Source organism: Luedemannella helvata (assembly GCF_039528415.1).
Lineage (GTDB): Bacteria > Actinomycetota > Actinomycetes > Mycobacteriales > Micromonosporaceae > Luedemannella > Luedemannella helvata.
The window spans coordinates 50970-73171 of sequence record NZ_BAAALS010000022.1 but is presented as its reverse complement, the minus strand read 5'-3'; the positions used below and the strand labels follow the sequence as shown (position 1 = coordinate 73171).

The window sequence follows — 22202 nt, the reverse complement described above, 5'->3', positions numbered from 1 at the left end:
GGCGGGGCGGGTTACGCCTGGCCGTCCCGGGCCCGGTCCACGACCAGATCCTGGTAGTCCTCGTGGCGGGCGATGAAGGACGCGATGAACGGGCACAAGGGAACAATGTGTCCATTGTGCGCGCGGATGTCGTCCAAGGTGCCGCGGGCCAGGAGGCTGCCCAGGCCGCGGCCCTCGAACTCGGGCAGGATCTTCGTGTGCGTCAGCGCCAGGGCGTCCGGCCGCGTACGGTACAGCGCGTAGCCCGCGAGCTGGCCGTCGACGTGGATCTCGTACCGGTTCGCCGCCTCGTTGTTGATGATCTCCGTGGCCACGCGCTCACCCTATCTCGTCAGCCGGTTCAGCTCAGGATGGCGCGGAATCGTTCCTCGGCCGTGTCGAGCTGCTCATAGATGTGTTCCTTGACGTCCTCGGCCAGCGGGGTGTCGGGCAGTGCCACGAGCCGGCGCAGCGTCGGCACCAGCGGCGCGTACTTCGTGGCGGCCCGGGCCACCTTCGGGCCGGTGGTGTGCACGATGCCGACCCCGTTGTCGGTGAAGTCGCTGACCTTGATAACCCGGGCCCAGGGGGTGCGGGTCAGGCTCGCCTCGACGTGTTCGCGGTACTGCTCGTCCGCGTCGCGCTCCGGGTCGTACTCGGGATTGGTCACCGCGCGGACCAGGTCGGCCACGCGGGCGTTGAACCGCGCGGAGATCGCGGCCAGCGCCGCCTCCACGGGATCGCCGTCGTCGCGACCCGCCAGCTCGGCCGGGTGGTCCTCGACCGCATCGTGCAGCAACGCCGCGACCAGCACGTCGGCGTCGTCCACGTGGTAGTACCGCTTGATGCGGATGGCCGTGCGCAACAGGTGGTTGAGGTAGGGCTCGCGGACCCGGCGGTCCTCGCGGTGCAGCTCGGCGGCGAGCTCCAGCGCGTCGGACAACGCCGCCTGGTCGGCCGCCGGCAGGTCGGCGATCTCCAGCAGGAAGCGCTCCCGCAGGCCGGCCTCGCCGTGGATCTCCGTGACCGCGTGCAGCGGCATGGTCATGAGGTACCGAGGGGATACGCCTTCCATGCCTGACAGGTATACCGAAGTGCGGCCGACCTGTAACGCCCGCGCTGGTGACCTAATGCCGTCACAGCGGCGTCGCGTGATCGCAATCCTGTTGGTTAGGCTGACCGCGTGGACATCATCTCGCGGGGGTTCCGAGGTCGGGGCGCCGCCGATCCGCACCTGCCGCCGGGGCAGTACCTGACCCACGACTTTCCGGTCCTGTCGGCCGGTCCGACGCCCCGCGTGGACACCGCGACCTGGCAGTTCACCATCACGACCGAGACGGGCGAGAAGCACACCTGGGACTGGGCGGCGCTGACGGCGCTGCCGACGGACAACCCGCGCGTCGACCTGCACTGCGTGACCAAGTGGTCCAAGCTCGGCACCGAGTGGGTCGGGGTGGGTCTGGACACGCTCTTCGCGGACGTCGAGACGGCCGCCGACTTCGCGCTGGTCCACTCGTACGGTGGGTACACGACCAACCTCCCCTTGGAGGACCTCCTTGACGGGCAGGCGTGGATCACCTACGAGTACGAAGGGGAGCCGCTCGCGCCGGAGCACGGCGGCCCGGCCCGCCTGCTCGTGCCCCACCTGTACCTGTGGAAGAGCGCCAAGTGGGTGCGCGGCATCACCCTGCTGACCGAGGACGAGCCCGGGTTCTGGGAGGGCGTCGGCTACCACAACTACGGTGACCCGTGGCGCGAGCAGCGGTACTGGGGCGACTGACGTGGCGCCCGGCCGAGCTGGTCTCCGTCCGGGCCGAGACGTCCGCCGCCCGCACCCTCGTCTTCGACGTGCCCGAGTGGCCCGGCCACGTCGCCGGCCAGCACGTCGACCTGCGGCTGACCGCCGAGGACGGCTACACCGCCCAGCGCTCGTACTCCCTGGCCTCGGCGGCCGGCGGGCGGGTCGAGCTGACCGTGCAGCGCGTCGACGGCGGCGAGGTGTCGGGCTACCTGGCCGACGTCATGGCGCCGGGGGACCGGTGCGAGGTGCGCGGCCCGGTCGGCGGTTACTTCACCTGGGACCCCGAGGACCCGTCGCCCGTGCTGCTGGTGGCGGGCGGGTCGGGCCTGGTGCCGCTGATGTCGATGGTGCGCACCCGCGCCGAGGCGGGCTCGCGCGTGCCGTTTCGCCTCATCTACTCCGTGCGTACGCCGGCCGACGTGCTCTTCGCCGACGAGCTTCGCCGCCGGGTCCGCGAGGACAAGGGCCTGGACATCGAGTACGCGTTCACGCGCGCCGCGCCCGGCGGGGCGCGCCGGCCACCGGGGCGCATCGACGCGGCCCTGCTCGGCGCGGCCGGCTGGCCCGCGGAGTTCGCCCCGACCTGTTACGTCTGCGGCCCTACGGGGTTCGTGGAGGCGGTGGCAGATTTACTGGTAGGTGCGGGACACGCCGCCGAGCGGGTGCGAACGGAGCGGTTCGGCTGATACTGGCAGAGGATGGACGAGGCGGAGGTGCGCGCGTGGACGGTACGTCGTTTGTGGACGGCAACGAGCTGGCCGGGGCTTTCCGGGAGCTCTTCGCGGTCGACGTGACCTCCGCCCGGGGCACCTGCGTGGCGTGCGGCCAGGCGGGCGAGGTCGCCCGGGCCCACGTGTACGACCGGGGGCCGGGCCTGGTGGCGCGCTGCCCGGGCTGCGACGCGGTGCTCATGCGGCTGGTCCGCGCCACCGACCGGGCGTGGCTGGACCTGCGCGGCGTGACCTGCCTGGAGTTCGCCCTTCCCTAGCGTGCTAAGTGTTGTTGTATCGGGCTCCTGCCCGGGCCGGAGGGACGCCGGCCCGGGCAGGTTTTTTGTGACCCCCACGCGGTCGACGGCACGGGCGTCATCAACGGGTGGCGCGGCGGCGGCATCGCTCACCGGCAGTTGGCGGCGACCCGTGCCGCCCACCTGGTGGCGAGAAAGAGTTACGTATTTCACAGCGTGACCGGACCGACCGGCGAAAAGTCCCGTTTAGTACCCGGTGGCTATTACCCAGGTTGCCGCTTATCACGTACTAGTCATGACCTGTCGCATTCGCGAGGGTATCGGCGCAACCGGACGGGCGCCGGATGCCTCGATCATGACGTGGACAGGCCTCTGACCTGCGCATACGGTGATGCTTCCCTCGGTTTCTCAGCAAGGTCGGTATCCGTGTCTCGCATCCCCCTCCGGCGGTCGCTCACCCGCCACAACGTTCTGTCCCGAACCGCACTCACCTTCCTCGCGCTGGCGGCCGTGACGTTCACCGGCGTGATCACCGTGGCCGCCGCGACGCCTTCGGCGGCTGCGGCGGACAGCATCGATCCCCTCGCCGGAAGCCGCGGCTTCCTCGTCCTGGTGGACGGCGACGCGACGCTCGGCCCGAACGAGACCGATGGCGCCGTCGCGATCGGCGGCGACCTGACCCTGGCCGGCAACCACCAGATCTTCACGCACGGGCACGGCGGGCAGCCCGCCCCCAGCGAGTCCAACAGCACGGCCCTGCTCGTCGGCGGTCGGGTGGACCTCGCCAACAGTGCCGCCGGTGCCGAGCTCAAGGTGCACAACAACGGGTACATCAAGATCGGCGACCTGAGCAACGCGACCGTTTACGATCGCGACCGCAACGGTGCCCCGAGCGGCACCGTGGTCGTGCGCAAGAACGCCGACTACGACAGCAAGCCGCGCGTCGGCCTCACCGCCAAGCAGCCGGCCGCGTCGGTGGGCGGCCCCAGCGGCGTCGACCTGTCGTCGCTGTTCGCCGAGTTCCGCGAGCGCTCGCAGCGCATCGCCGGGCTCGCGCCGACGCTGATGCCGACCCGCGACGGCGACAAGCTGGCGTTCCCGCTCGCCTCCGGCGTGAACGTCGTCACGCTGACCCCGGCCGACCTGGCGGGCATCCGGGAGTTCACCTTCAGGGACAAGCCGGCGCCCGGCCGCATCCTCGTCATCAATATCGACACCACCGGGTCGGGGAACAAGCTGACCTGGCAGGTGCCCAACTTCGCCGGTCTCGCCGGAAACCACGCCGAGCACGTGCTCATCAACTTCGGCGACGCGACGAGCGTGACGCTGGACAAGAACTCGTCCACCGTGGAAGGCACCCTCTACGCGCCGTTCGCCAACCTGCTGAACCACAGTCGCAGCAACATCGAGGGCGCGGTCGTCGCAAGGACGTTCTCGCACGGCGCCAACGGCGACGGCGGCGAGATCCACGCGTACCCGTTCGAGGGTCTCGTGCCGGTCGTCCCCCCGACCACGGCCGTACCCACGACCTCGGCTAAGCCGAGCAGCCCGCCGGTGACGACGTCGCCTCCGGTGACGACCTCGCCTCCGGTGACGACCTCGCCTCCGGTGACGACCTCGCCGCCGGTGACGACCTCGCCTCCGGTGACCACGTCGCCTCCGGTGACGACCTCGCCGCCGGTGACCACGTCGCCTCCGGTGACGACCTCGCCTCCGGTGACCACGTCGCCTCCCGTGACCACGTCGCCTCCGGTGACGACCTCGCCGCCGGTGACCACGTCGCCTCCCGTGACCACGTCGCCTCCGGTGACGACCTCGCCGCCGGTGACCACGTCGCCTCCCGTGACGACCTCGCCGCCGGTCACTACGTCGCCTCCGGTCACGACCTCGCCTCCGGTGACGTCGTCCGCGCCGGTGACCTCGTCCGCGCCGGTGACGTCGTCGGCGACCACCACGCCCGCGGCGAGCGATCCGGCCACCTCCGCGCCGGTCGCGGCGCCGGCCGACGGGCCGAGCCTGCCGACCACGGGTGCGTCGGTCCTCACCTGGCTGCTCGTCGGTGCCGCCTTCCTCGCCGTCGGCATGGGCTTGCTGGTCGCCGCCCGGCGGTCCCGCGCCTGACCTGACGCACCTGGCCCGGGGGTGGGGCGCGCCCGGCGCGCCCCACCCCCGGTGCCGTTGCCGGCGGATGTTCCCGCGGGCTGGCGCGGCGGCGCCGGTCGCCCCGCACTCTCGTTGTCCTCTGTGTGCTGATGAGTGTCTCGGTCGCCATGATCGCGGCCGTCGGGGCCTACCTGGTGACGCCGGCGGCTCCGGCGGCCGCGCTCGTGGGCCCGGCGGCGTCCGCCGCCCGCGCCGCGACGGCCGCCCTCACCCCGACCGGCGCGGCCGCGACAGGCCTGGGCGCCGCGGCACGGCTCACCAGGGCGCTGGCCGCGCTGCCGCTGGACCGCTGGGTCGAGTTCTCCATCGCGGTGCGCAACAACCGCAGCGGCGTGACGTACCGCTACCGGTCCTCGGACACGTACGAGACGGCCAGCATCGTGAAGCTGGACATCCTGGCCGCGTTGCTGCTGTCGGCGCAGGACGCCGGGCGGTCGCTGACCACCACCGAGCGGTCCCTGGCGGAGCGGATGATGCGCGCCAGCGACAACGCGGCGGCGACCACGCTGTTCCAGCGCGTCGGCGGGGCCAGCGGGCTGCGTGCGGCCAACGGCCGGCTGGGCCTCACGGCGACCGCGCCGAGCAGCAGCTGGGGGCTGACCCGCACCACGGTCGGCGACCAGCTCACGTTGGTCAACAAGGCGCTCGGCAGGTCCGGGCCGCTGACCGCGGCGTCGCGGGCGTACATCAGGAGCCTGATGACGACCGTGAACGGCGACCAGGACTGGGGCGTGCCGGCCGGCGCCCGGGCGGGGGAGACGGCCGCCGTGAAGAACGGCTGGCTCAGCCGCGGCACCGAGAGCGGCCGGTGGATTATCAATAGTGTGGGCCGGATCACAGGTCCGCGGACCGACCTGACGGTGGCGGTGCTATCCCACGGCCATTCCGGAATGTCCACCGGAGTCGCCACGACCGAGCGGGTCGTCACGCTTGTCCGGCAGTATCTGGCCTGGTGAATGCGGACGTCGGGCACACAGAAGATCGCACATGTGTTCGAATAACGGCATGGAGAAGCGCAGGCACTTCTGGAACGGATCCTGGGGACGGCTGGCCCGCCGCGACGTGCTGCTCTACGAGGACGGCGGGCAGTGGCTCATCGAGGACCGGACCGGCGGAGCCGAGGGGCGCAGCCGCTGGATCCCGCGCGACGACGAGGACGCCGCCCTCGACGTGGTGCGCTCGCTGCTGGCCGGTACCCAGGACTGGCGCGAACTCTAGACCGCCTCGCGGAGGGCGACCGACGTCGCGGGCAGCGCGATCCGGTCGCCCGCGCGGTCGAACAGATAGAGGTGGTCGACGTCCAGGCGCAGGCTGACGGTCTCGCCTACGCGGGGCGCGGACGCGGCGGGCACCCGCGCGGTGACGTCGCCGAGCGCCTCGCGCGCCGGCTCCGCCTCGGGCGAGTAGGTCGGCTGCAGGGCGTAGCGGCCGGGCTCGTCGGCGCGGCGCGGCTGCGGCACGATCCGCGCCAGCCGGCGGCGCAGCGGGTGCGCGACCGGCGGCTCCTCGCCGAGGATGTGCGCCAGCTCCCCGTGCGCGTCAGGCAGCTCCAGCTGGGAGATCAGGTGCGGGGTGGGCACCGACCCGGTCTCCAGGTGGACGAGCGCGTCGTGCCCGCGGTGCTCGACGAGACGCACCACCCCGTGCAGGTCGGCGCCGTCGGCGTCACCCGTGGGCACGAGCGCGTCCGGGCGGAAGCCCACGGTGACGCGCGCGCCGTGGTGCGTGGCGAGCGCCCGGGCCCGCGCGTTGGACCAGGGCAGGCTGAGCGTCTGGGCCCCGAGGTCGACGACGGCGCGCCGCCCGGGCTCGATGTGGACGGCGGCCTGCAGCAGGTTCATCCGGGGGCTGCCGACGAAGGCGGCCACGAAGAGGCACTGCGGGTCCGAGTAGATCTCCTCCGGCGTGCCGATCTGCTCGATGCGGCCCTGCCGCATGACGGCCACCCGGTCGCCCAGGCACATGGCCTCGGTCTGGTCGTGGGTGACGTAGATCGTGGCGACATCGAGGCGGTGGATGAGGTCGGCCAGATGGTTGCGTACGGACTCGCGCACGGCGGCGTCGAGGTTGGACAGCGGCTCGTCGAGCAGGAAAACCCGGGGGTGGCGCACGATGGCGCGGGCCATGGCGACCCGCTGGCGCTGGCCGCCCGACAGCCGGCCGGGCCGCTTGTCCAGCACGTCCGACAGGTCGAGCAGGTCGGCGACCTCGCGCACCCGCTGGTCGCGCTCCGCCTCCTCGACATGGTGGTTGAGCAGTGGAAACGCGATGTTCTCCGCGACCGTGAGGTGCGGGTAGAGCCCGTAGTCCTGGAACACCATGGCGACCTCGCGGTCGCGCGCGGGGACGTCGTCGACGCCCGCGCCGCCGAACTCGATGTGGCCGGAGGTGGCCGGGTCCAGGCCGGCGATGAGGCGCAGGACCGTGCTCTTGCCGCAGCCGGTCGGGCCGAGCAGCACCATCACCTCGCCGTCGGCGACGGTGAGGTCGACATGGTCGACGGCCGTGACGCCCGTCGGATAGGTCTTCGTGAGCTGGCGCAGGACCACAGTGGACATGGCGAACTCCGCGGCACGGGTGGTGGGGTCCGTGCGTCAATAGTGCCCCGGAAACACCATCGACGTATACCGCTCATGCGCTGTTAACTTCCCGTGACTGGCCAGCCACTGCGCGTGCGTGAGGGTCACCGCCGGCGCTTGCGGCCGCCCTCGCACTCGTCAGCGGCCGCGCACACCTCGCGCGCCTGCTCGCCCACCGCGCGGGCCGCGTCCGCCAGCTGCTGCGCCGTGCGCGCGGCCTCCTCGGCCAGCTCGTCGGCCACCTGTTCGGTGGTGAGCGCGAAGTCCAGTGTCCGCTGGGCGTCCGCCTCCACGGCCCGGCACCGGGTCACCTCGTGGGTCAGGTCGTCCTGCTGCGGCGTCCAGCCCTCGGCCCGGCGGAACACCTCCCGCAGCTGCTCAGCGGTGATGTCGCCGCGCCGGAACGCCGCGAACGCGGCGTGTGTGGTCACCCGTTCGCCCTCGTCGTCCACGGTGCCGCGCCGCTCCGCCAGGCGCCGCGCCTCGGCCTGCGCGGCGCTGGTCGCTGCCGCCGTGGCCCGGGCGGCCTCGTCGCGCCGCTCCTGGGCGGCCGCCCGCTCGCGCCGGGCCTCGACCCGGCGGTCGGCCGCCTGCTCGGCCGCGACCGTGGCGCGCGCGGCCGCCGCGTTGGCCGCCGCGGCCTGCCGGCGCAGTTCCTCGCAGCGCCGCCGCAGCTCGACGCATTCGGTCACGCTGGGCCGCCCACCCCGGCCCCGCTTGGCGGGCCTGCTCGGCTCGGCCGTCGTCGTGGTGGCCGCCGCGAGCGCCTTGCCGCCGAGGTCCGGCGGCGCCGACACCGGGGGCTCGGGCGCCGGCGTCTCGACCGTGCTCCGGCCCCGCTGCCGGGGAACTTTCACGGGCGTACGGGGGCCGGGCGGGCGCCGCTCGCGCCGCCCGGCCGGCGGGCGTGCGGGGGAGGCCGGTCCGGTCGGGGCGGCGGGCAGCGCGAGCCGGGCCGGCGCCGACGGCAGCTGCCGGGGGATCCGGGGCTCCGCAGTGGACGGTCGGTCAGCCAGCCGGGCGCGTTTGCGATCGCGGCGTACGACGACGACGCCGTACGTCAGCAGGATCAAGCCCGTCAGCACCACAACGCCCGACCAGATAGCCCACAGCAACCACGTGTCCAGGGTCGCGACGGCGGCGAGGATCGAGTCCCCCTGTTCACCCACTACCGGAGCTTGCCACGCCGTCCGCCGCGGTGCCCACCCCGGTCCCGCCACGGTGTGCGCGTACCGCGTCGATCTCGGCGCCGAGCAGCACCGCGAAGGCGGACAGGAACAGCCACAACATCAACACGATCACACCGGCGATGCTGCCGTACGTCTCGTTGTAGCTGCCGAAGTTCGCCACATAGATCGAAAAGGCGACCGAGCCGAGGATCCACAGTGTCAACGCGGTGACAGTGCCCCAGCTGATCCAGTGCCACGGCGGGCGTTCCCCGGTCGGGCCCCAGTGGTAGAGCACCGCCAGCCCGAGGCCGATAAGGACGATCAGCAGTACCCATCGGCCCACATGCGCGCCCAGCCCGGCGACCGAGCCGAGGCCCAGGTGGCCCAGCACCACCGGGAATACGGCCAGGAGGGTGATCGCCACCAGCACGACGACGAGCGCGCCGAGGGTCAGCACGAGGGAGGTCGCCGCCCGCTTCACGAACCCGACCTCCTCCGTCTGCCCGTGGATGATCGACAGACCCGTGATCAACGCGCGCACGCCGCCAGCGGCCGCCCACAGGGTGGCGAGCAGACCGATCACCAGGCCGATCGTGAGGCCGCCCGAGTCGACCTCGGTCACGGCGGTCAGCTGGCCGCTGACCAGTTCCCCGGCCCCGGCCGGGAGACTCTCGGCCACCGGCGCCAGCTGGTCCTCGATCTTGTTCGGGTCGGTCACGAGGCCGTACACGGCGACCATGGCGATCATCGCGGGGAAGATCGCGAGCATGGCGTAGAACGCCACGCCGGCCGAGACGAGCGGGAGCTGGTGGCGCTTGACCGCGGCGCGGACATCCTTGGCGGTCTCGATCACGTTGCGCACGTCACCATCACACCCCACCAGGGCATACGTGCGGGGCGAAAATGCTCTTGCGGGTGCCCCGAACGCCGATTACGTTTGTCGGTACACGTGAGAGGAGGTGGTCCGACGTTGAATAGCAACTGGACTCGTGAGGTGGCTGTCCGCTAGCCCGCCGTCCTCACCGGACACGCTTCGTCGTGACCGCCGACGGCGGTGTGGCGAATACCAGACAGCTACCCGACCCCCGGGGCCCGGTCAGTCCAGCCGGTCCGCTTCACGCGGAACCCCGGGGGTCGTTCCATTCCTGCTCGACGCGCCTCGCGGGGCCGCCGCGCGGCCCACCGGGCCCGCGCGTACGGGTGATGCGCCCCTCGACGCGACCGCATAGCGTGTGCGGTGCCCGTACCCCCGACCGCCGCGAGGACCTGGCCATGACAAGCGCGGAGCGCAGCCGCCGACGATCGGCGGTCCTGCCCGCCGCCCTCGTGCTGGTGGGGGTGTTCGCGGCGGGGTCCGCCGCCGGCTGGTGGGCGGCCGGCCGATACCACCCCCGCTACGCCCCCGACATCGTGGTGACCGGCTCGGACGCGCCCGCCGCCGGGGACACCACCGAGCTGCTCACCCCGGACGTGCGCGGGCTGACCGAGGCCGCGGCCCGCCAGGTGCTCGCCGACGCGGGCCTCGCGGCGGTGAAGGTCCGCACCCGGTCGGAGCCGGCCGTGGCGCCGCAGGGAACGGTCGTCACCCAGGAACCCGCCGCCGGGGCGCCCATCGGCGGGGAGGTGACCCTCGCCCTCGCCGCTCCCGCGGTCGTGCCCAGGGTGGTCGGCGCGGACGTGCGGGCCGCCGTGCGCGACCTGCGGGAGCTCGGCGCGACCGTCGAGGTCCGCCGCGTCTACCGGGCCGGCGCCCCGATCGACTCCGTGCTCGCCAGCGACCCCGCCGAGGGCGCGCTCGCCGCGCCGCACGTGGTCCTCACGGTGGCCGCGCCGCCGGCCACCGCCTACCTGGCGGACCTGCCCGCCGCGAACTCCGGCTGCGGCGGGGCCGCCGTCACGGTCGACGGCGTGCGCTACGAGCGCGCGCTGCGCTGCCCGTCCGACGTGGACATCCTGTACCTGCTCGACCGCCGCGCGCTGCGCCTCGACGCCGTCGTCGGCCAACCCGACACGGACGGCGCCGGCCGCGCCATCCGGTTCCGCGTCATCGCCGACGGCAGGGAGATCGCCGACGGCACGCTGCGCGCCGGCCAGACGCGCGCCCTGTCGCTCGACACGTCCGGCGTCGTGCGGCTGGCGATCGTCGTCGACGCCGAGTCGGGTCCGCCGGGCGGGTCCCTCGTCTTCGGCGACGGCCGCCTGACCGCGGGCCCCGAGGCCATCGCGGCCCTGCGGGCGGTCGGCGGGTGAGCGCCGTCACCAGTGGGACCCGTCGGGGCTCGCGCCCCCTGTGGCGCGTGGTCGCCGTGATCGTGGGCGTCGCGGTCGTGGGCGCGGCCGTGGCCATCGGCCTGGTCGTCGAGCGGGGCCGGTCGCTGTCCGCGAAGGTCAGCCCGGAGAAGACCGCCACCGTACGCGGTGAGGGCGTCGAGATCAGCGTGCCCGCGTACGGGGTGTCCGAGGCGGGCACCCTGCGCGCCCGTCCGCAGCGGGCCGAGCTGCCCGACGCGGCCCGTGCCGGCGACGCGTTCGCCGTGGAGCTGGGCGTCGTCGAGCTGCGCAAGCCCGCCACCGTGCGGCTGCGCGTCGACCCGGAACTGCCCGCCGACGCCACCCCCTGGCTGGCGCTGCGCGCCGACGCGTCGGACGCGCCGTGGCGCGCCCTGCCCGTCCGCCTCGACGCCGACCGGCGCTGGGCCACCGCGGAGGTCGCGGCACTGACCGGTACCACCGTCCTCACGGTCGCCTGGCTCGATCACGCGGCCCTCGCGGACGAGATCGCGGCCGCCGTACCGTGGCTGGCCGCGCTCGCCCCACAGCCGCCGACCGACCCCGCCACGCCCGGCGTGACACCTCCGCCCGGGACGTCGTCGACCGGGACGACGCCGCCCGGCCCCACGACGAGCGTCGCCGTGGGTGTCCCGACCACGACCACGACCGCACCGGGTGGCGGCCCGAAGATCACCGGCGGGCCGGCGACCGAGCCCGGTCCTCGTGACACGCCCCCCGGTGCGGTCCTGACCAGCGGCCCCACGTCAAGTGGGGCGGACGACTGCCCGGCCGGTGGGTCGCTCGACGCGGCCGGTGTCGACGTGAGCGGCGCGGGTGCCGATGTCACCTGGTGCGCCACGATCGTCGACGGCGCGCTCATCCTGCGGGTGACGGGCGCCGCGACGTACCCGGTGCTGGTGGGCCTGGGCACCGGCGTGACGTCGCGCCGCGGCCCGGAGGCCGACCCCCGTGTGGGTGGCGCGACGGTCGCCGACGCGGTCACCGACGAGCTGGCGCGCGCGGGCGTCGGGCGCGGCGTCGTCGTGCGCCCGGGCGAGCCGGTCGATCTCGTCATCGACCGCTCCTACGGCGCCCAGACGGTGATCAGCGCGACCCGCGACCGCGTCGCCGTCTCGGCCGCGCTCGTGGACGCCGGCATCGAGGCGTACGCGGCGACCTACGGCGTACTCGGGCGGTTGGGGCTCGTGGACAGCGGCCCGGGCGGCGCCGCGGACCGCACCGCCCGCGCGGCTGCGCGGTCCTGCGCCGCCGAGCTGGTCCCCGGCCTGGTGCGCGGCGAGGTCGCCGAGGGCGCGGTGGCCGGCCTGATCAGCGACTGCGCCGCCAAGGGCGTCGGCACCCCGGTCGTCCCGGGCGTGCTGACGGCGCTGACGGCGCCCGCCAGGCTGGTCACCACGGCGGCGGCCGAGCTGACCGCGACCGCCGCGCTGCGGCCGGGCACCCCCACGACGATCACCGTGCGGTACCGGCCGGACGTGCAGCCGCCCGACGCGGTCGCCGGTGCGCCGCCGCGCGTGCTGTTCCTGGTCAACACGGGCATCTCCACGGCCGGGCCCGACGAGGCGGGCACCCCGAAGGTGGTGGGCACCTACGCGGCGCTGCTCGCCGCGCTGGACGCGATGCCGCCGGCCGCCTCGGTGGCCCTGCGCACCTACCCGGACGCGGCCGACGACTGCGGCCCTGGCGGCCTGCGCTACGGCTTCACCTCGCCCACCGACAGCGGGCTGCGCACCCAGGTGCTCGGCATGCGCCCGGGCGGGCGCACCCCGACCGGCCCGGCGCTGCTCGCCGCGGCCGACGACCTGCGGCGCGCCGGCGTCACCGGCGCGACCATCGTGCTCATCTCCGACCAGCGCGACGCCTGCGGCCTCGACGCGTGCGAGGCCGCGCGGGCACTCGCCGCCGACGGCCTCGCGGTGGTCAACACCATCGCGTACGGTGCGGCGGCCGGTGCCGGCGACGCGCTCGCGTGCGTCGCGCGGGCCACCGGCGGCCGGCACCTGGCGGTCGCCGACGCGGCGGCGGCCCGCGAGGCGGTGACCGAGCTGACGGCCGCGCGGCTGCGGGTGGCCCTGACCAGCCCACCGCTGGACGCGGTCGCCAGCCCCACGGACGACGTGGTGATCACGGCGACCGTCACGAACGCCTCGACGACGACCGTGCGCGACGTGCGGGTCCTGCTGCGTTTCCCGCCGGCCGTGGGCAACTCGGAGCCGGCCGTCGCCGGCGCCGCCCGCGCGCTGGGCAACCTGGCCCCCGGGCAGACCCGCACGGTGACCTGGACGTACCCGGCGGTCACCTCGCCGGACGGGCGGGTGTCGTGGTTCACGGTCACCGGCAGCGCCGACAACACGGCCGTCAGCCAGGCGGTCGGTTCCATCCGGTACGCCGACGCGGGCACGGCCACCGGTGCCGGCCCGCTGCTGGGCCGGGCCCGGGCCGTGGCCGTGCTCGGCGACGGCTACCTGGCGGGCAGCGCCTGCGGCGGGCCGGCCGCGGCGCCGCCCGGCTGGGCCGCGGGCGCGGTCGTGCTCGCCTGCGCGGGGACCGGCACGGCCGGCCTGCGCGGGCTGACCGGCGACACGCGCGGCGACCAGCTCGCGCGGCTGCGCGCCCTGCCCCAGCGCGCGGACCTCGTCCTCGTGTCGGCCGGGGCCGCCGACGTGGGCCTGCGCGACCTGATCGCCGCCTGCCTGGCCGGCGACTGCGCGAACGCGGCGTCGTGGCCCAACGCCGCGCTGAGCGCCGACTGCCTGGGCCGGTATGTCGACGCGGGCGCGTTCGCGGCCGTCGGTGGGGGCGGCGCGGTGACGACCCTGCCGGGCTGCGCGCCGTTCGCGGTGACGGGCGCGCGGGCGGCCCGCAACCGGGCCGGCGCCGTGGGCGGCGACCTGCTGGCCACCTACCGGGCGATCGACGCGGCCGTCAACGGCACCGACGAGGGGCCGGCCACGCCGATCGTCGTCGCCGCGTACCCCCGGCTCGTCCCCGCCGCGGGCGAGGACCCGGGCACCTGCAAGGGCGTGCTCAGCCCCGCCGAGCTGCGCCTCATCGACGACACGACCGTGGCCCTCAACGAGGCGGTCGCGGGCGCGGTCGCGCGCGCCCGCGAGGCGGACCTGCCGGTGTTCTTCGCCGGCGACACCGCCGACGCGCTGCGCCCGCGTCACACCCTGTGCGACAACGACCCGCACGCCGTCCGGCCCGCCCAGTCGGCCGCCGGCCTCGTGCCGGCCGCGGCGGCGCTCTACCCGGACGCGGACGGCTACGCCGACCTCGCCGCCGCCCTGCGCCGCTGGAGCAACCGCTCCGAGCAGGCCCGGGCGGTCGTGGTCCGTAAGGTCGGTGCCGGCGACGACGCGCCGCCCGCCGCGGCGACCCGGGCGGCGGGCCCGCGACTGTCGCTGTCCGACACCCCCACGGGCACCGGCCCGGACGTGCGCGCCGGCACCGCGTACCCGGTGGGGGCGAGCGGGTTCGCGCCCGGCAGCGTCGTCACGCTGACGGTCTTCTCGGCGCCCCGGGCGGCCGGCACGATCGTCGCCTCCGGCGCCGGGGAGGCCACCGGGTCGATCGTCCTGCCGGCCGACCTGCCGCCGGGCCCGCACACGCTCGTCGCGTCCGGGGTGGACGGCAAGGGCGCGCCGGTGTCCCGGTACGTCGTGGTGACCGTCGTCGAGCCGGTGCCGTGGGCGCCGATCGGCGTCGCCGCCGCTGGCGTGCTGCTTGTCGCCGCCGGCGCTGCCGTGTACCTCATCCGCCGCCGGCGCGCGGCCGGCGGAACCTAATCTGCGCCGGCGCGCGGCCGGCGGAACCTAACCTGTGGTCCGTGGCGTGACTGCACTTTTGTGGACATGGTGTGGAACCGCTGTAGCACTTTTTCTGCAACACGCTCGGGCGGGTCACGTCGCCCAGCCCGGGCGGACCAGGCCCGCCTCGTAGGCGAGCACGACAAGCTGGGCGCGGTCGCGCGCGCCCAGCTTCACCATCGCGCGGCTGACGTGCGTCTTCGCGGTCGCCGGGCTCACCACGAGCCGGGTGGCGATCTCCTCATTGGACAGTCCCGCCCCGACGAGCGCCATCACCTCCCGCTCCCGGTCCGTCAACGCGTCCAGGGCGGGCGGCGGGACGAGGGGTGCGCGGCCGGCGAAGTCGGCGATGAGGCGGCGGGTGACACCGGGGGAGAGCAGCGCCTCGCCGGCCGCCACGACCCGTACGCCGCGCACCAGGTCGGCCGGCTCGGTGTCCTTGACGAGGAAGCCGCTCGCCCCGCAGCGCAGCGCCTCGAACACGTACTCGTCCAGGTCGAATGTGGTGAGGATGACGACGCGGGTGGCGCCCAGCGCCGGGTCCGCGGTGATCTGGCGGGTCGCGGCGAGCCCGTCGACGCCCGGCATGCGGATGTCCATGAGCACCACGTCCGGGCGCGTCGCGCGGGCCAGGCGCACCGCGGCGGCGCCGTCGCCCGCCTCGCCGACCACGGCCACGTCCGGCTCGGCGTCGAGCAGCGCGCGGAACCCGGCCCGGACGAGGGCCTGGTCGTCGGCGAGCAGCACCTTGATCATGCGTCGTCTCCCTGGTCGGTGGGCAGGACGGCGGTGACGGCGAAGCCGCCGCCCTCGGTGGGATCGGCCGTGAGCGTGCCACCCAGCGCGGTCGCCCGGGCGCGCATGCCGGGCAGGCCGTTGCCGTCCGCGGGGGCCGCGCCGGGGCCGGCGCCGTCGTCGGCGACCCGCACGGTCAGCGAGCCCGGGTCATGGCGCACCGTCACGGTCGCACGGGCGTCCGGGCCAGCGTGCCGGCGTACGTTCGTCAGCGCCTCCTGCACGATCCGGTACGCCGCCCGGCCCACCTCGGCGGGCACCCCGGCGGCCGGCCCGGTCCGGCGCAGCGTCACCGGCAGCCCGCCCGCGCTCGCCTCGGCGATGAGGTCGTCCAGCCGGTCGAGGTCGGGGGCGGGGGCCAGCGGCGCGGTCTCCGCGTCCGGGCGCAGCGACGTGAGCATCGTGCGGACCTCGCGCAGTGCCTCGGCGCTGGCCTGCTTGATGGCGCCCAGCGCGGCGCGGGCCTCCTCCGGCCGGCTCTCGATGAGGTGCAGCGCCACGCCGGCCCGCACGTTGATCAGCGACAGGTGGTGGCCCAGCACGTCGTGTAGCTCCCGGGCGATCGCGAGCCGCTCCTCGCTGGCCTGCCGTCGCGACTGCTCGGTGCGTGCCCGGGCCGCCTCCGCCCGGGCCGCCATGAGCTGCGACAGCTGGGCCGTGCGGGCGCGGACGGTCTCCGCGATGGCCAGCGCCACCGCCAGCCACGCCGCCACGATCGCGGCCCGGGCCAGCGACGGCGTCACGAGCTCCACCCCGTTGATCCGAATCCCCGGCAGCAGCTGACCCACCCCGACATAGGCCGCGTATGCCAGCCCGGTGACCACCCAGAGGGTGATCCGGTAGCCGGCGCGGGCGGCACGGACGAGCGCCACGAGCGCGGCGAGGACGACCGGACCGGCCGGGTACCCGGCCAGCCCGTACGCCAGCAGGATCAGCACGGTGATGGCGTAGACCGGTAGGCGCAGCCGGGGCGCCCGGGCGATCAGCGCCGCCGGGCCGGCCGCGAGCAGGACGTATCCCAGCAGGTCGAGCGGGCGGGCGGCGTGCTGGGCGTGCCCGGCGATCGGGGTCGCGATGATCTGGACGGCGGCGAGAAGGGCGGGCAGCACGACCGCGGGCGGTCGCCGCGCGGCCCACTGCGGCCCGGCGTCGTCCGTTGCCCACGGCGGCCAGTGGCCGCGCGCCGGGGGCGGCCCGCCGGCCGGCGCCGTCCCGTCGTGGTCGACCCCACCGCCGTGCGACCAGTGTCCAGAGTGGTGCCAGCGCTGCGGCCGGTCGCCGCCCGGCCGGCGCCGGCGCTCGCGTGAGTGCACATCCGAACGGTAGCCACCCCCGGCCCGTCCCGGCATCGGCGTGGCGGCGACCCCGCGCCTACGCCCCAGGGAGTACGCGCGCCGCGCGCTGCGCCGGGCGACGTAGCCGGGAACGGTCCCGCCGGACGACGCGATCGGGCGCGCGCTGGGCGAGTCTGGGCACCAGGGTCAGCGAGAGGAGAACACCTCAGATGAGTACGGAGTCGGGGGAGCGTCCGCGGGTGCGGGCGTCGGACGGCGAGCGGGAGGAGTACGCCGCCGTGGTGCGCGAGGCGGTCGGCGACGGCCGGCTCACCATGGAGGAGGGCGAGGAACGCCAGGTGAGCGTGTACCGGGCGAAGTTCCGCGACGAACTGCCGCCGCTGGTGGCCGACCTTCCGGGGCGCGGCGTGCTGGGCCGCGCGCTCGACGCCGGGATGGGGCCCGGCGGCGCGTTCGGGCGCGGCGCCTGGGGCCGGGGCGGCTGGGCGCACGGGGGACCCGGCTGGCGGCACGGGGGCAGCGGCGGCTGGGCACCGGGCGGCTGGGGACACGGCGGTGGGGGCCACGGCGGCTGGGGACCGCCGGGCGCGGCGGAGGCGGGCGACGAGGGGGCGCCCGACCCCGCCACCGTGAAGCGGTGGGCGCGGGCCCGGTTCGTCCGGCACGTCATGTTCGCGCTGATCCTGTCGGCCGTGCTCGTCACGATCTGGGCGGTGACCGGCGCGCACTTCTTCTGGCCGGTCATCCCGTTGGCGATCCTCGCCATCGGCCTGATCAAGCACGCCGTATGGCTGCGCTGGGCCGGCACCCGTGGCGCCTGGCGCCCCGGCGCGGCCTGGCCGCGCCACTGCTGACCCGCACCGACCGGATCTTGGCACGGAAGCCGCTGATAACCGGCTTTCCGTGCCAAGATCCGTTTTTTGTGAGGTGGAGGGGGCGGCCGGTGTGGTTGCATGGCCGGCATGGATCTCGTGCAGCCGCCGAAGGCGCGCCCCGGGGACCGCGTCGCCGTACTGTCGCCCTCATTCGCGGCGGCCGGCGCCTTCCCGGCGCTGCACGAGCAGGCGATGCGCCGCCTCACCGAGGTGACCGGCCTGGTGCCCGTCGAGTACCCGACGACCCGGGAGGTCGGCGCGTCGGCCCGGGCGCGCGCCGCCGACATCAACGCCGCCTTCGCCGACCCCCGGATCCGCGGCATCCTGGCGGTCGTCGGCGGTGACGACCAGATCACCGTCATCCCGCACCTGGACGCCGACCTCGCGCGCGCCGACCCCAAGCCGTTCCTCGGCACGAGCGACAACACCAACCTGCACCATTGGCTGTGGGCCAACGGCATCGCCAGCTTCTACGGCGGCTCGTCGCAGGTGCATCTGGGCCCCGGTCCGGCGGTCGACGACATCCACGCCCGGTCGCTGCGGGCGGCCCTGATCACCGGCGAACGACTGGAGATCACCGATCCGGGCGAGTCGGAGGACATCGGCGTCGACTGGGCGGACCCCCGCGCGCTCGATTCCTACGGCGAGCGGGAGGCGACCGAGCCGTGGACCTGGCACGGACCCGCCCGGTCGGTCACCGGCCGCACCTGGGGCGGATGCGTCGAGGTGATCCAGTGGATCCTGACCGCCGGCCGGTTCCGCTTCCCGGCGGACGTCCTCGACGGCGGCGTGCTGCTCCTGGAGACCTCGGAGGAGCTCCTGCCCGCCCGCGAGGTCGGCATGATCGTCCGTTCCCTGGGCGAGCGGGGGCTGCTCGCCGCGGTGGACGCGGTCCTGCTGGCGCGCCCGCCGGTGTCCGACTTCACCCGCCGCCCGTCCCCCGAGCAGCGCGCCCGGCTGCGCGCCGAGCAGCGCGACGTCGTGGTCGACATCGTCGGCCGCTACAACCCCGACGCGGTCGTCTGCGTGGGCATTCCCTTCGGCCACACCAGGCCGCAGTGGATCCTCCCGCACGGCGGGACGGTCACGGTCGACGGCGTCGAGCGCCGCGTCTTCGCGGACTTCTAGGTGCCCGCCCGCGCCGGCAACTGCAGAACCCAGCGGTACGCCTGAACGAGCCCGGTGTCGAACCCGGCCGCCGAGCCCCACAGGAAGATGCGGAAGCGCCGGTAGAGGGGGTCCCCCCAGCGTTGCACGACCTCGTCGCGGGCGGCGTCGAGCCGGCGGGCCCACTCCCGGCACGTCAGGAAGTAGTTGTGCCGGTCGTCGTCGACGCTGACCAGCTCAAACGGGGAACGCGCGACCTCGCGCAGGTAGTCGTGCAGCACCAGCGGCGAGGACTTGCCCGGGTACACGTACCGGCTCATGAACGTCGACACCCGGTGCTTGGCGCGCATGGCCAGGGCGTCGAGGTAGACCCGCCCGCCGGGGCGCAGCAGTTCGGCGTACTTGCGCACGGTCGCCCGGTAGTCGGGCAGGTGCTCGGTCACCCCCATGTTCACGATCGCGTCGTAGCGGCGCTGCGAGGAGTACTCCAGAAGGTGTTGCCTGACGACCGTCGCCGTGCTCAGCTCGCGCTTGGCGATGAGGTCGTTGAGGTACTCCTCGGACTCGCGCGCCAGCGTCAGCGAGGTGACGTTGATGCCCTTGCCGGCCGCGTACTCCATGAAGGCGCCCCAGCCGCCGCCCACCTCGAGCACGTGGTCGCCGGGCCGCAGGCGCAGCGCCTCGATCGCGTTGTCCATCTTGCGGGTCATCGCGTCCTCGAGCGGCTCGTCGTCGCGGACGAACAGGCCCTCGGTGTAGCAGCGGTGGCGCGTGTCGAGGAACGTGAGGAAGAAGTCGGATTCCCGGTCGTAGTGCGCCGAGATCGAGCGGCGGTCGTGCTCGGTCCTGCCCCGCAGCGCCATCGGGGCGAAGCGGGCCAGCCACGCGATCGGGTGGAAGTCCGGGAAGAACTTGCGCATGGCCAGCACGGCCATGACGTCGCCCTCGACGTCGAGGTGGCCGCGCAGGTACGCGACCGCGACCTGGAGCTGGTCGAGGGAGGCCAGTGCCTTGGCGCCGACCGTGTCGAGGACGGTGATGGTGAAGGCCGGCGCGCCCGTGCCGAACACGTGCGTGGACCCGTCCGCGCCGGCGAGCGCGAAGGGCGTCGCCGGCCGGCTGGCGAAGTAGGTGCGGTAGCGCGCCTCCACGGCGCGTACCAGCCGAGGAGAAAGATCAGCCATAGCTCCACGGTATCGATGACGTTGCCCGGGATCCAGCAAGTCGCGTGTCCCGTGAATGGCGGCTGAATGTCAGGTGGGTGTCGCCGCCCCCGGGCAAAACGGGTCGCGCCGGCCGATAGCATCAACTCATCAGCGTTTCCCCGACTAAGGAGATCATCGTGTCCGCACCTCGTACATCCGTGCCCGTGGTCGACCCCGTCGTCGTCCCGGCCGGTACGACGGCGGCGGACGCGGTCGCGGCGGCCGGCCTGCCCGTCAACGGACCGAAGGCGGTCGTGGTGGTCCGCGACTCCTCCGGGCGGCTGCGCGACCTCGACTGGGTGCCTGAGTTCGAGGAGTCCGTCGAGCCGGTGAGCATCGACTCGCCCGACGGGCTGAACGTGCTGCGCCACTCCACCGCGCATGTGCTCGCCCAGGCCGTGCAGGACGTGTTTCCCGAGGCCAAGCTCGGCATCGGCCCGCCCATCGAGAGCGGCTTCTACTACGACTTCGGCGTGCCCAAGCCGTTCCACCCGGACGACCTCGACAAGCTCGAGAAGCGCATGCAGGAGATCATCAAGTCGGGTCAGACCTTCCGGCGCCGTCGTTTCGGCTCGCTGGAGGAGGCCAAGGCCGAGCTGGCCGACGAGCCGTTCAAGCTCGAACTGGTCGACATCAAGGGTGACGTGGACTCGTCCGAGGTGATGGAGGTCGGCGGCGGCGAGCTGACCATCTACGACAATCTCTCCAGGGACGGCGAGCGCTGCTGGGGCGACCTGTGCCGGGGCCCGCACCTGCCGAACACCCGCCTGATCGGCGCGTTCAAGCTCATGCGGATCGCCGCGGCCTACTGGCGGGGTTCGGAGAAGAATCCGCAGCTGCAGCGCATCTACGGCACCGCGTGGCCGACCCGCGACCAGCTCAAGGACTACCTGAAGCTGTTGGAGGAGGCGGCCCGCCGCGACCACCGCAAGCTGGGCAGCGACCTCGACCTGTTCTCCTTCCCCGACGAGCTGGGTTCCGGCCTGGCCGTGTTCCACCCCAAGGGTGGCGTGATCAAGCGGGAGATGGAGGACTACGTCCGTCGCCGGCACATCGAGGAGGGCTTCCAGTACGTCGGGACCCCGCACATCTCCAAGGAAGGCCTCTTCCACACCTCGGGTCACCTGCCGTACTACGCCGACACCATGTTCCCGCCCATGGAGTTCGAGGGCGCGAACTACTACCTCAAGGCCATGAACTGCCCCATGCACAACCTGATCTTCCGGTCGCGGGGGCGGTCCTACCGGGAGCTGCCGCTGCGGCTGTTCGAGTTCGGGTCGGTCTACCGGTACGAGAAGTCCGGCGTGGTGCACGGGCTGACCCGGGTGCGCGGGCTCACCCAGGACGACTCCCACTCGTACTGCACCCCGGAGCAGGCCGGCGCCGAGGTGCGTCACCTGCTCAACTTCGTGCTGAGCCTGCTGCGCGACTTCGGCATGGACGACTACTACCTGGAACTGTCCACCCGCGACGACTCCAAGCCGGATAAGTTCGTCGGCTCGGACGCCGACTGGGCGACCGCCACCGCCGTCCTGGAGGAGGTCGCGCGCGAGTCCGGCCTAGAGCTGGTCGCCGACCCGGGCGGAGCCGCGTTCTACGGCCCGAAGATCTCCGTGCAGGCCCGCGACGCCATCGGCCGCACGTGGCAGATGTCGACCATCCAGTACGACTTCAACCAGCCCAAGGGTTTCGGGCTGGAGTACCAGGCGGCCGACGGCACCCGCCAGCAGCCGGTGATGATCCACTCGGCGAAGTTCGGTTCGATCGAGCGCTTCTTCGGCGTGCTCACCGAGCACTACGCGGGCGCCTTCCCGGCGTGGCTCGCGCCCGTGCAGGTCGTCGGCATCCCGATCCGGGACGACCACGCCGGCTATCTGGCGGAGTTCGTCGCGAAGCTGCGGGCCGAGGGCATCCGGGCCGAGGTCGACTACTCCGACGACCGGATGCAGAAGAAGATCCGCACCGCGCAGCAGCAGAAGATCCCGTTCATGGCGATCGCGGGCGACGACGACGTCTCGGGCGGCACGGTGTCCTTCCGCTACCGCGACGGCTCCCAGCGCAACGGCGTACCGGTCGACGAGGCCGTCGCGCACGTCGCCGAGATCGTCCGGTCCCGCACGAATGTGAGTCCGTCGGCTGCCTGACGCTTGATGGGCAGGAGTTGAT

General features: G+C 74.0%; 19 protein-coding genes. 11 read left to right on the top strand and 8 right to left on the bottom strand.

What is annotated here, in order from left to right:
* Nucleotides 1-11 precede the first annotated feature (11 nt).
* Both ABD191_RS20865 and ABD191_RS20860 read right to left on the bottom strand, forming a co-directional pair.
* Complete coding sequence (locus tag ABD191_RS20865) at nucleotides 12-314, bottom strand: GNAT family N-acetyltransferase (RefSeq protein ID WP_344084589.1); 303 nt, start codon at nucleotides 312-314, stop codon at nucleotides 12-14.
* A gap of 26 nt (nucleotides 315-340) precedes the next feature.
* Entirely contained in the window at nucleotides 341-1054 is a 714-nt protein-coding gene (locus ABD191_RS20860) for an HD domain-containing protein (RefSeq protein WP_344084586.1), read from the bottom strand.
* A 108-nt stretch (nucleotides 1055-1162) separates the two neighbouring features.
* On the opposite strand from ABD191_RS20860, the gene ABD191_RS20855 reads away from it, so the two are divergent.
* The 6 genes from ABD191_RS20855 to ABD191_RS20830 all read left to right on the top strand — a co-directional run bounded on the left by ABD191_RS20855 (nucleotide 1163) and on the right by ABD191_RS20830 (nucleotide 6128).
* The gene (locus tag ABD191_RS20855) at nucleotides 1163-1759 is read left to right on the top strand and encodes a sulfite oxidase-like oxidoreductase (RefSeq protein WP_344084582.1); all 597 of its coding nucleotides are present in this window, start codon (nucleotides 1163-1165) and stop codon (nucleotides 1757-1759) included.
* Nucleotides 1729-2466 carry a ferredoxin reductase gene (locus ABD191_RS20850; RefSeq protein ID WP_344084579.1) on the top strand — a complete coding sequence of 246 codons (738 nt, stop codon included), beginning with the start codon at nucleotides 1729-1731 and terminating at the stop codon, nucleotides 2464-2466. Before ABD191_RS20855 ends, ABD191_RS20850 begins: the two co-directional genes overlap by 31 nt.
* A gap of 35 nt (nucleotides 2467-2501) precedes the next feature.
* Nucleotides 2502-2768, top strand: a complete 267-nt coding sequence (locus ABD191_RS20845) for a DUF6510 family protein (protein ID WP_344084576.1) — start codon at nucleotides 2502-2504, stop codon at nucleotides 2766-2768.
* Between the two features lie 405 nt (nucleotides 2769-3173).
* Nucleotides 3174-4868, top strand: a complete 1695-nt coding sequence (locus tag ABD191_RS20840) for a collagen-binding domain-containing protein (RefSeq protein WP_344084573.1) — start codon at nucleotides 3174-3176, stop codon at nucleotides 4866-4868.
* Nucleotides 4869-4999: 131 nt separating this feature from the next.
* Nucleotides 5000-5866 carry a serine hydrolase gene (locus ABD191_RS20835; protein ID WP_344084570.1) on the top strand — a complete coding sequence of 289 codons (867 nt, stop codon included), beginning with the start codon at nucleotides 5000-5002 and terminating at the stop codon, nucleotides 5864-5866.
* Between the two features lie 49 nt (nucleotides 5867-5915).
* Nucleotides 5916-6128, top strand: coding sequence for a hypothetical protein (locus ABD191_RS20830; RefSeq protein ID WP_344084566.1), 213 nt, complete (start codon nucleotides 5916-5918; stop codon nucleotides 6126-6128).
* Here the strand turns inward: ABD191_RS20830 and ABD191_RS20825 are convergent.
* The 3 genes from ABD191_RS20825 to ABD191_RS20815 all read right to left on the bottom strand — a co-directional run bounded on the left by ABD191_RS20825 (nucleotide 6125) and on the right by ABD191_RS20815 (nucleotide 9520).
* Nucleotides 6125-7468, bottom strand: coding sequence for an ABC transporter ATP-binding protein (locus ABD191_RS20825; protein ID WP_344084563.1), 1344 nt, complete (start codon nucleotides 7466-7468; stop codon nucleotides 6125-6127). The two genes, ABD191_RS20830 and ABD191_RS20825, sit on opposite strands and share 4 nt — an antisense overlap.
* 125 nt (nucleotides 7469-7593) lie before the next feature.
* Nucleotides 7594-8658 carry a hypothetical protein gene (locus ABD191_RS20820; RefSeq protein ID WP_344084560.1) on the bottom strand — a complete coding sequence of 355 codons (1065 nt, stop codon included), beginning with the start codon at nucleotides 8656-8658 and terminating at the stop codon, nucleotides 7594-7596.
* Nucleotides 8651-9520, bottom strand: a complete 870-nt coding sequence (locus tag ABD191_RS20815) for a YihY/virulence factor BrkB family protein (RefSeq protein ID WP_344084557.1) — start codon at nucleotides 9518-9520, stop codon at nucleotides 8651-8653. The genes ABD191_RS20820 and ABD191_RS20815 overlap by 8 nt, the downstream gene beginning before the upstream one ends.
* Nucleotides 9521-9930: 410 nt before the next feature.
* Here ABD191_RS20815 and ABD191_RS20810 point away from each other — a divergent pair, with 410 nt between their 5' ends.
* Nucleotides 9931-10908, top strand: a complete 978-nt coding sequence (locus ABD191_RS20810) for a PASTA domain-containing protein (protein ID WP_344084554.1) — start codon at nucleotides 9931-9933, stop codon at nucleotides 10906-10908.
* 47 nt (nucleotides 10909-10955) lie between these two features.
* Nucleotides 10956-14738 (top strand): hypothetical protein, encoded by a 3783-nt coding sequence (locus ABD191_RS20805; RefSeq protein ID WP_344084552.1) that lies wholly within the window; start codon nucleotides 10956-10958, stop codon nucleotides 14736-14738.
* Between the two features lie 114 nt (nucleotides 14739-14852).
* Here ABD191_RS20805 and ABD191_RS20800 read toward each other — a convergent pair whose 3' ends face one another.
* Nucleotides 14853-15515, bottom strand: coding sequence for a response regulator (locus ABD191_RS20800; protein WP_344084549.1), 663 nt, complete (start codon nucleotides 15513-15515; stop codon nucleotides 14853-14855).
* Nucleotides 15512-16867 (bottom strand): sensor histidine kinase, encoded by a 1356-nt coding sequence (locus ABD191_RS20795; RefSeq protein ID WP_344084546.1) that lies wholly within the window; start codon nucleotides 16865-16867, stop codon nucleotides 15512-15514. Before ABD191_RS20795 ends, ABD191_RS20800 begins: the two co-directional genes overlap by 4 nt.
* A gap of 191 nt (nucleotides 16868-17058) precedes the next feature.
* On the opposite strand from ABD191_RS20795, the gene ABD191_RS20790 reads away from it, so the two are divergent.
* Together ABD191_RS20790 and ABD191_RS20785 are read left to right on the top strand one after the other, a co-directional pair.
* Nucleotides 17059-17703, top strand: coding sequence for a DUF1707 domain-containing protein (locus ABD191_RS20790; RefSeq protein ID WP_344084543.1), 645 nt, complete (start codon nucleotides 17059-17061; stop codon nucleotides 17701-17703).
* A 108-nt stretch (nucleotides 17704-17811) separates the two neighbouring features.
* Complete coding sequence (locus ABD191_RS20785; protein ID WP_344084540.1) at nucleotides 17812-18852, top strand: LD-carboxypeptidase; 1041 nt, start codon at nucleotides 17812-17814, stop codon at nucleotides 18850-18852.
* Here the strand turns inward: ABD191_RS20785 and ABD191_RS20780 are convergent.
* Nucleotides 18849-20015: a class I SAM-dependent methyltransferase gene (locus ABD191_RS20780; protein WP_344084537.1), complete on the bottom strand. Its 1167-nt coding sequence runs from the start codon at nucleotides 20013-20015 to the stop codon at nucleotides 18849-18851. The two genes, ABD191_RS20785 and ABD191_RS20780, sit on opposite strands and share 4 nt — an antisense overlap.
* Before the next feature lie 158 nt (nucleotides 20016-20173).
* Here ABD191_RS20780 and thrS point away from each other — a divergent pair, with 158 nt between their 5' ends.
* Nucleotides 20174-22180 (top strand): threonine--tRNA ligase, encoded by a 2007-nt coding sequence (thrS, locus tag ABD191_RS20775; protein ID WP_344084534.1) that lies wholly within the window; start codon nucleotides 20174-20176, stop codon nucleotides 22178-22180.
* Nucleotides 22181-22202 lie beyond the last annotated feature (22 nt).

Bases quoted from the DNA above. Each gene is read 5' to 3' on its own strand.
- ABD191_RS20860 (WP_344084586.1), bottom strand. From the start codon at position 1,054: ATGGAAGGCGTATCCCCTCGGTACCTCATGACCATGCCGCTGCACGCG.
- ABD191_RS20835 (WP_344084570.1), top strand. From the start codon at position 5,000: ATGAGTGTCTCGGTCGCCATGATCGCGGCCGTCGGGGCCTACCTGGTG.
- ABD191_RS20830 (WP_344084566.1), top strand. From the start codon at position 5,916: ATGGAGAAGCGCAGGCACTTCTGGAACGGATCCTGGGGACGGCTGGCC.
- ABD191_RS20825 (WP_344084563.1), bottom strand. From the start codon at position 7,468: ATGTCCACTGTGGTCCTGCGCCAGCTCACGAAGACCTATCCGACGGGC.
- ABD191_RS20810 (WP_344084554.1), top strand. From the start codon at position 9,931: ATGACAAGCGCGGAGCGCAGCCGCCGACGATCGGCGGTCCTGCCCGCC.
- ABD191_RS20800 (WP_344084549.1), bottom strand. From the start codon at position 15,515: ATGATCAAGGTGCTGCTCGCCGACGACCAGGCCCTCGTCCGGGCCGGG.
- ABD191_RS20790 (WP_344084543.1), top strand. From the start codon at position 17,059: ATGAGTACGGAGTCGGGGGAGCGTCCGCGGGTGCGGGCGTCGGACGGC.
- ABD191_RS20785 (WP_344084540.1), top strand. From the start codon at position 17,812: ATGGATCTCGTGCAGCCGCCGAAGGCGCGCCCCGGGGACCGCGTCGCC.
- ABD191_RS20780 (WP_344084537.1), bottom strand. From the start codon at position 20,015: ATGGCTGATCTTTCTCCTCGGCTGGTACGCGCCGTGGAGGCGCGCTAC.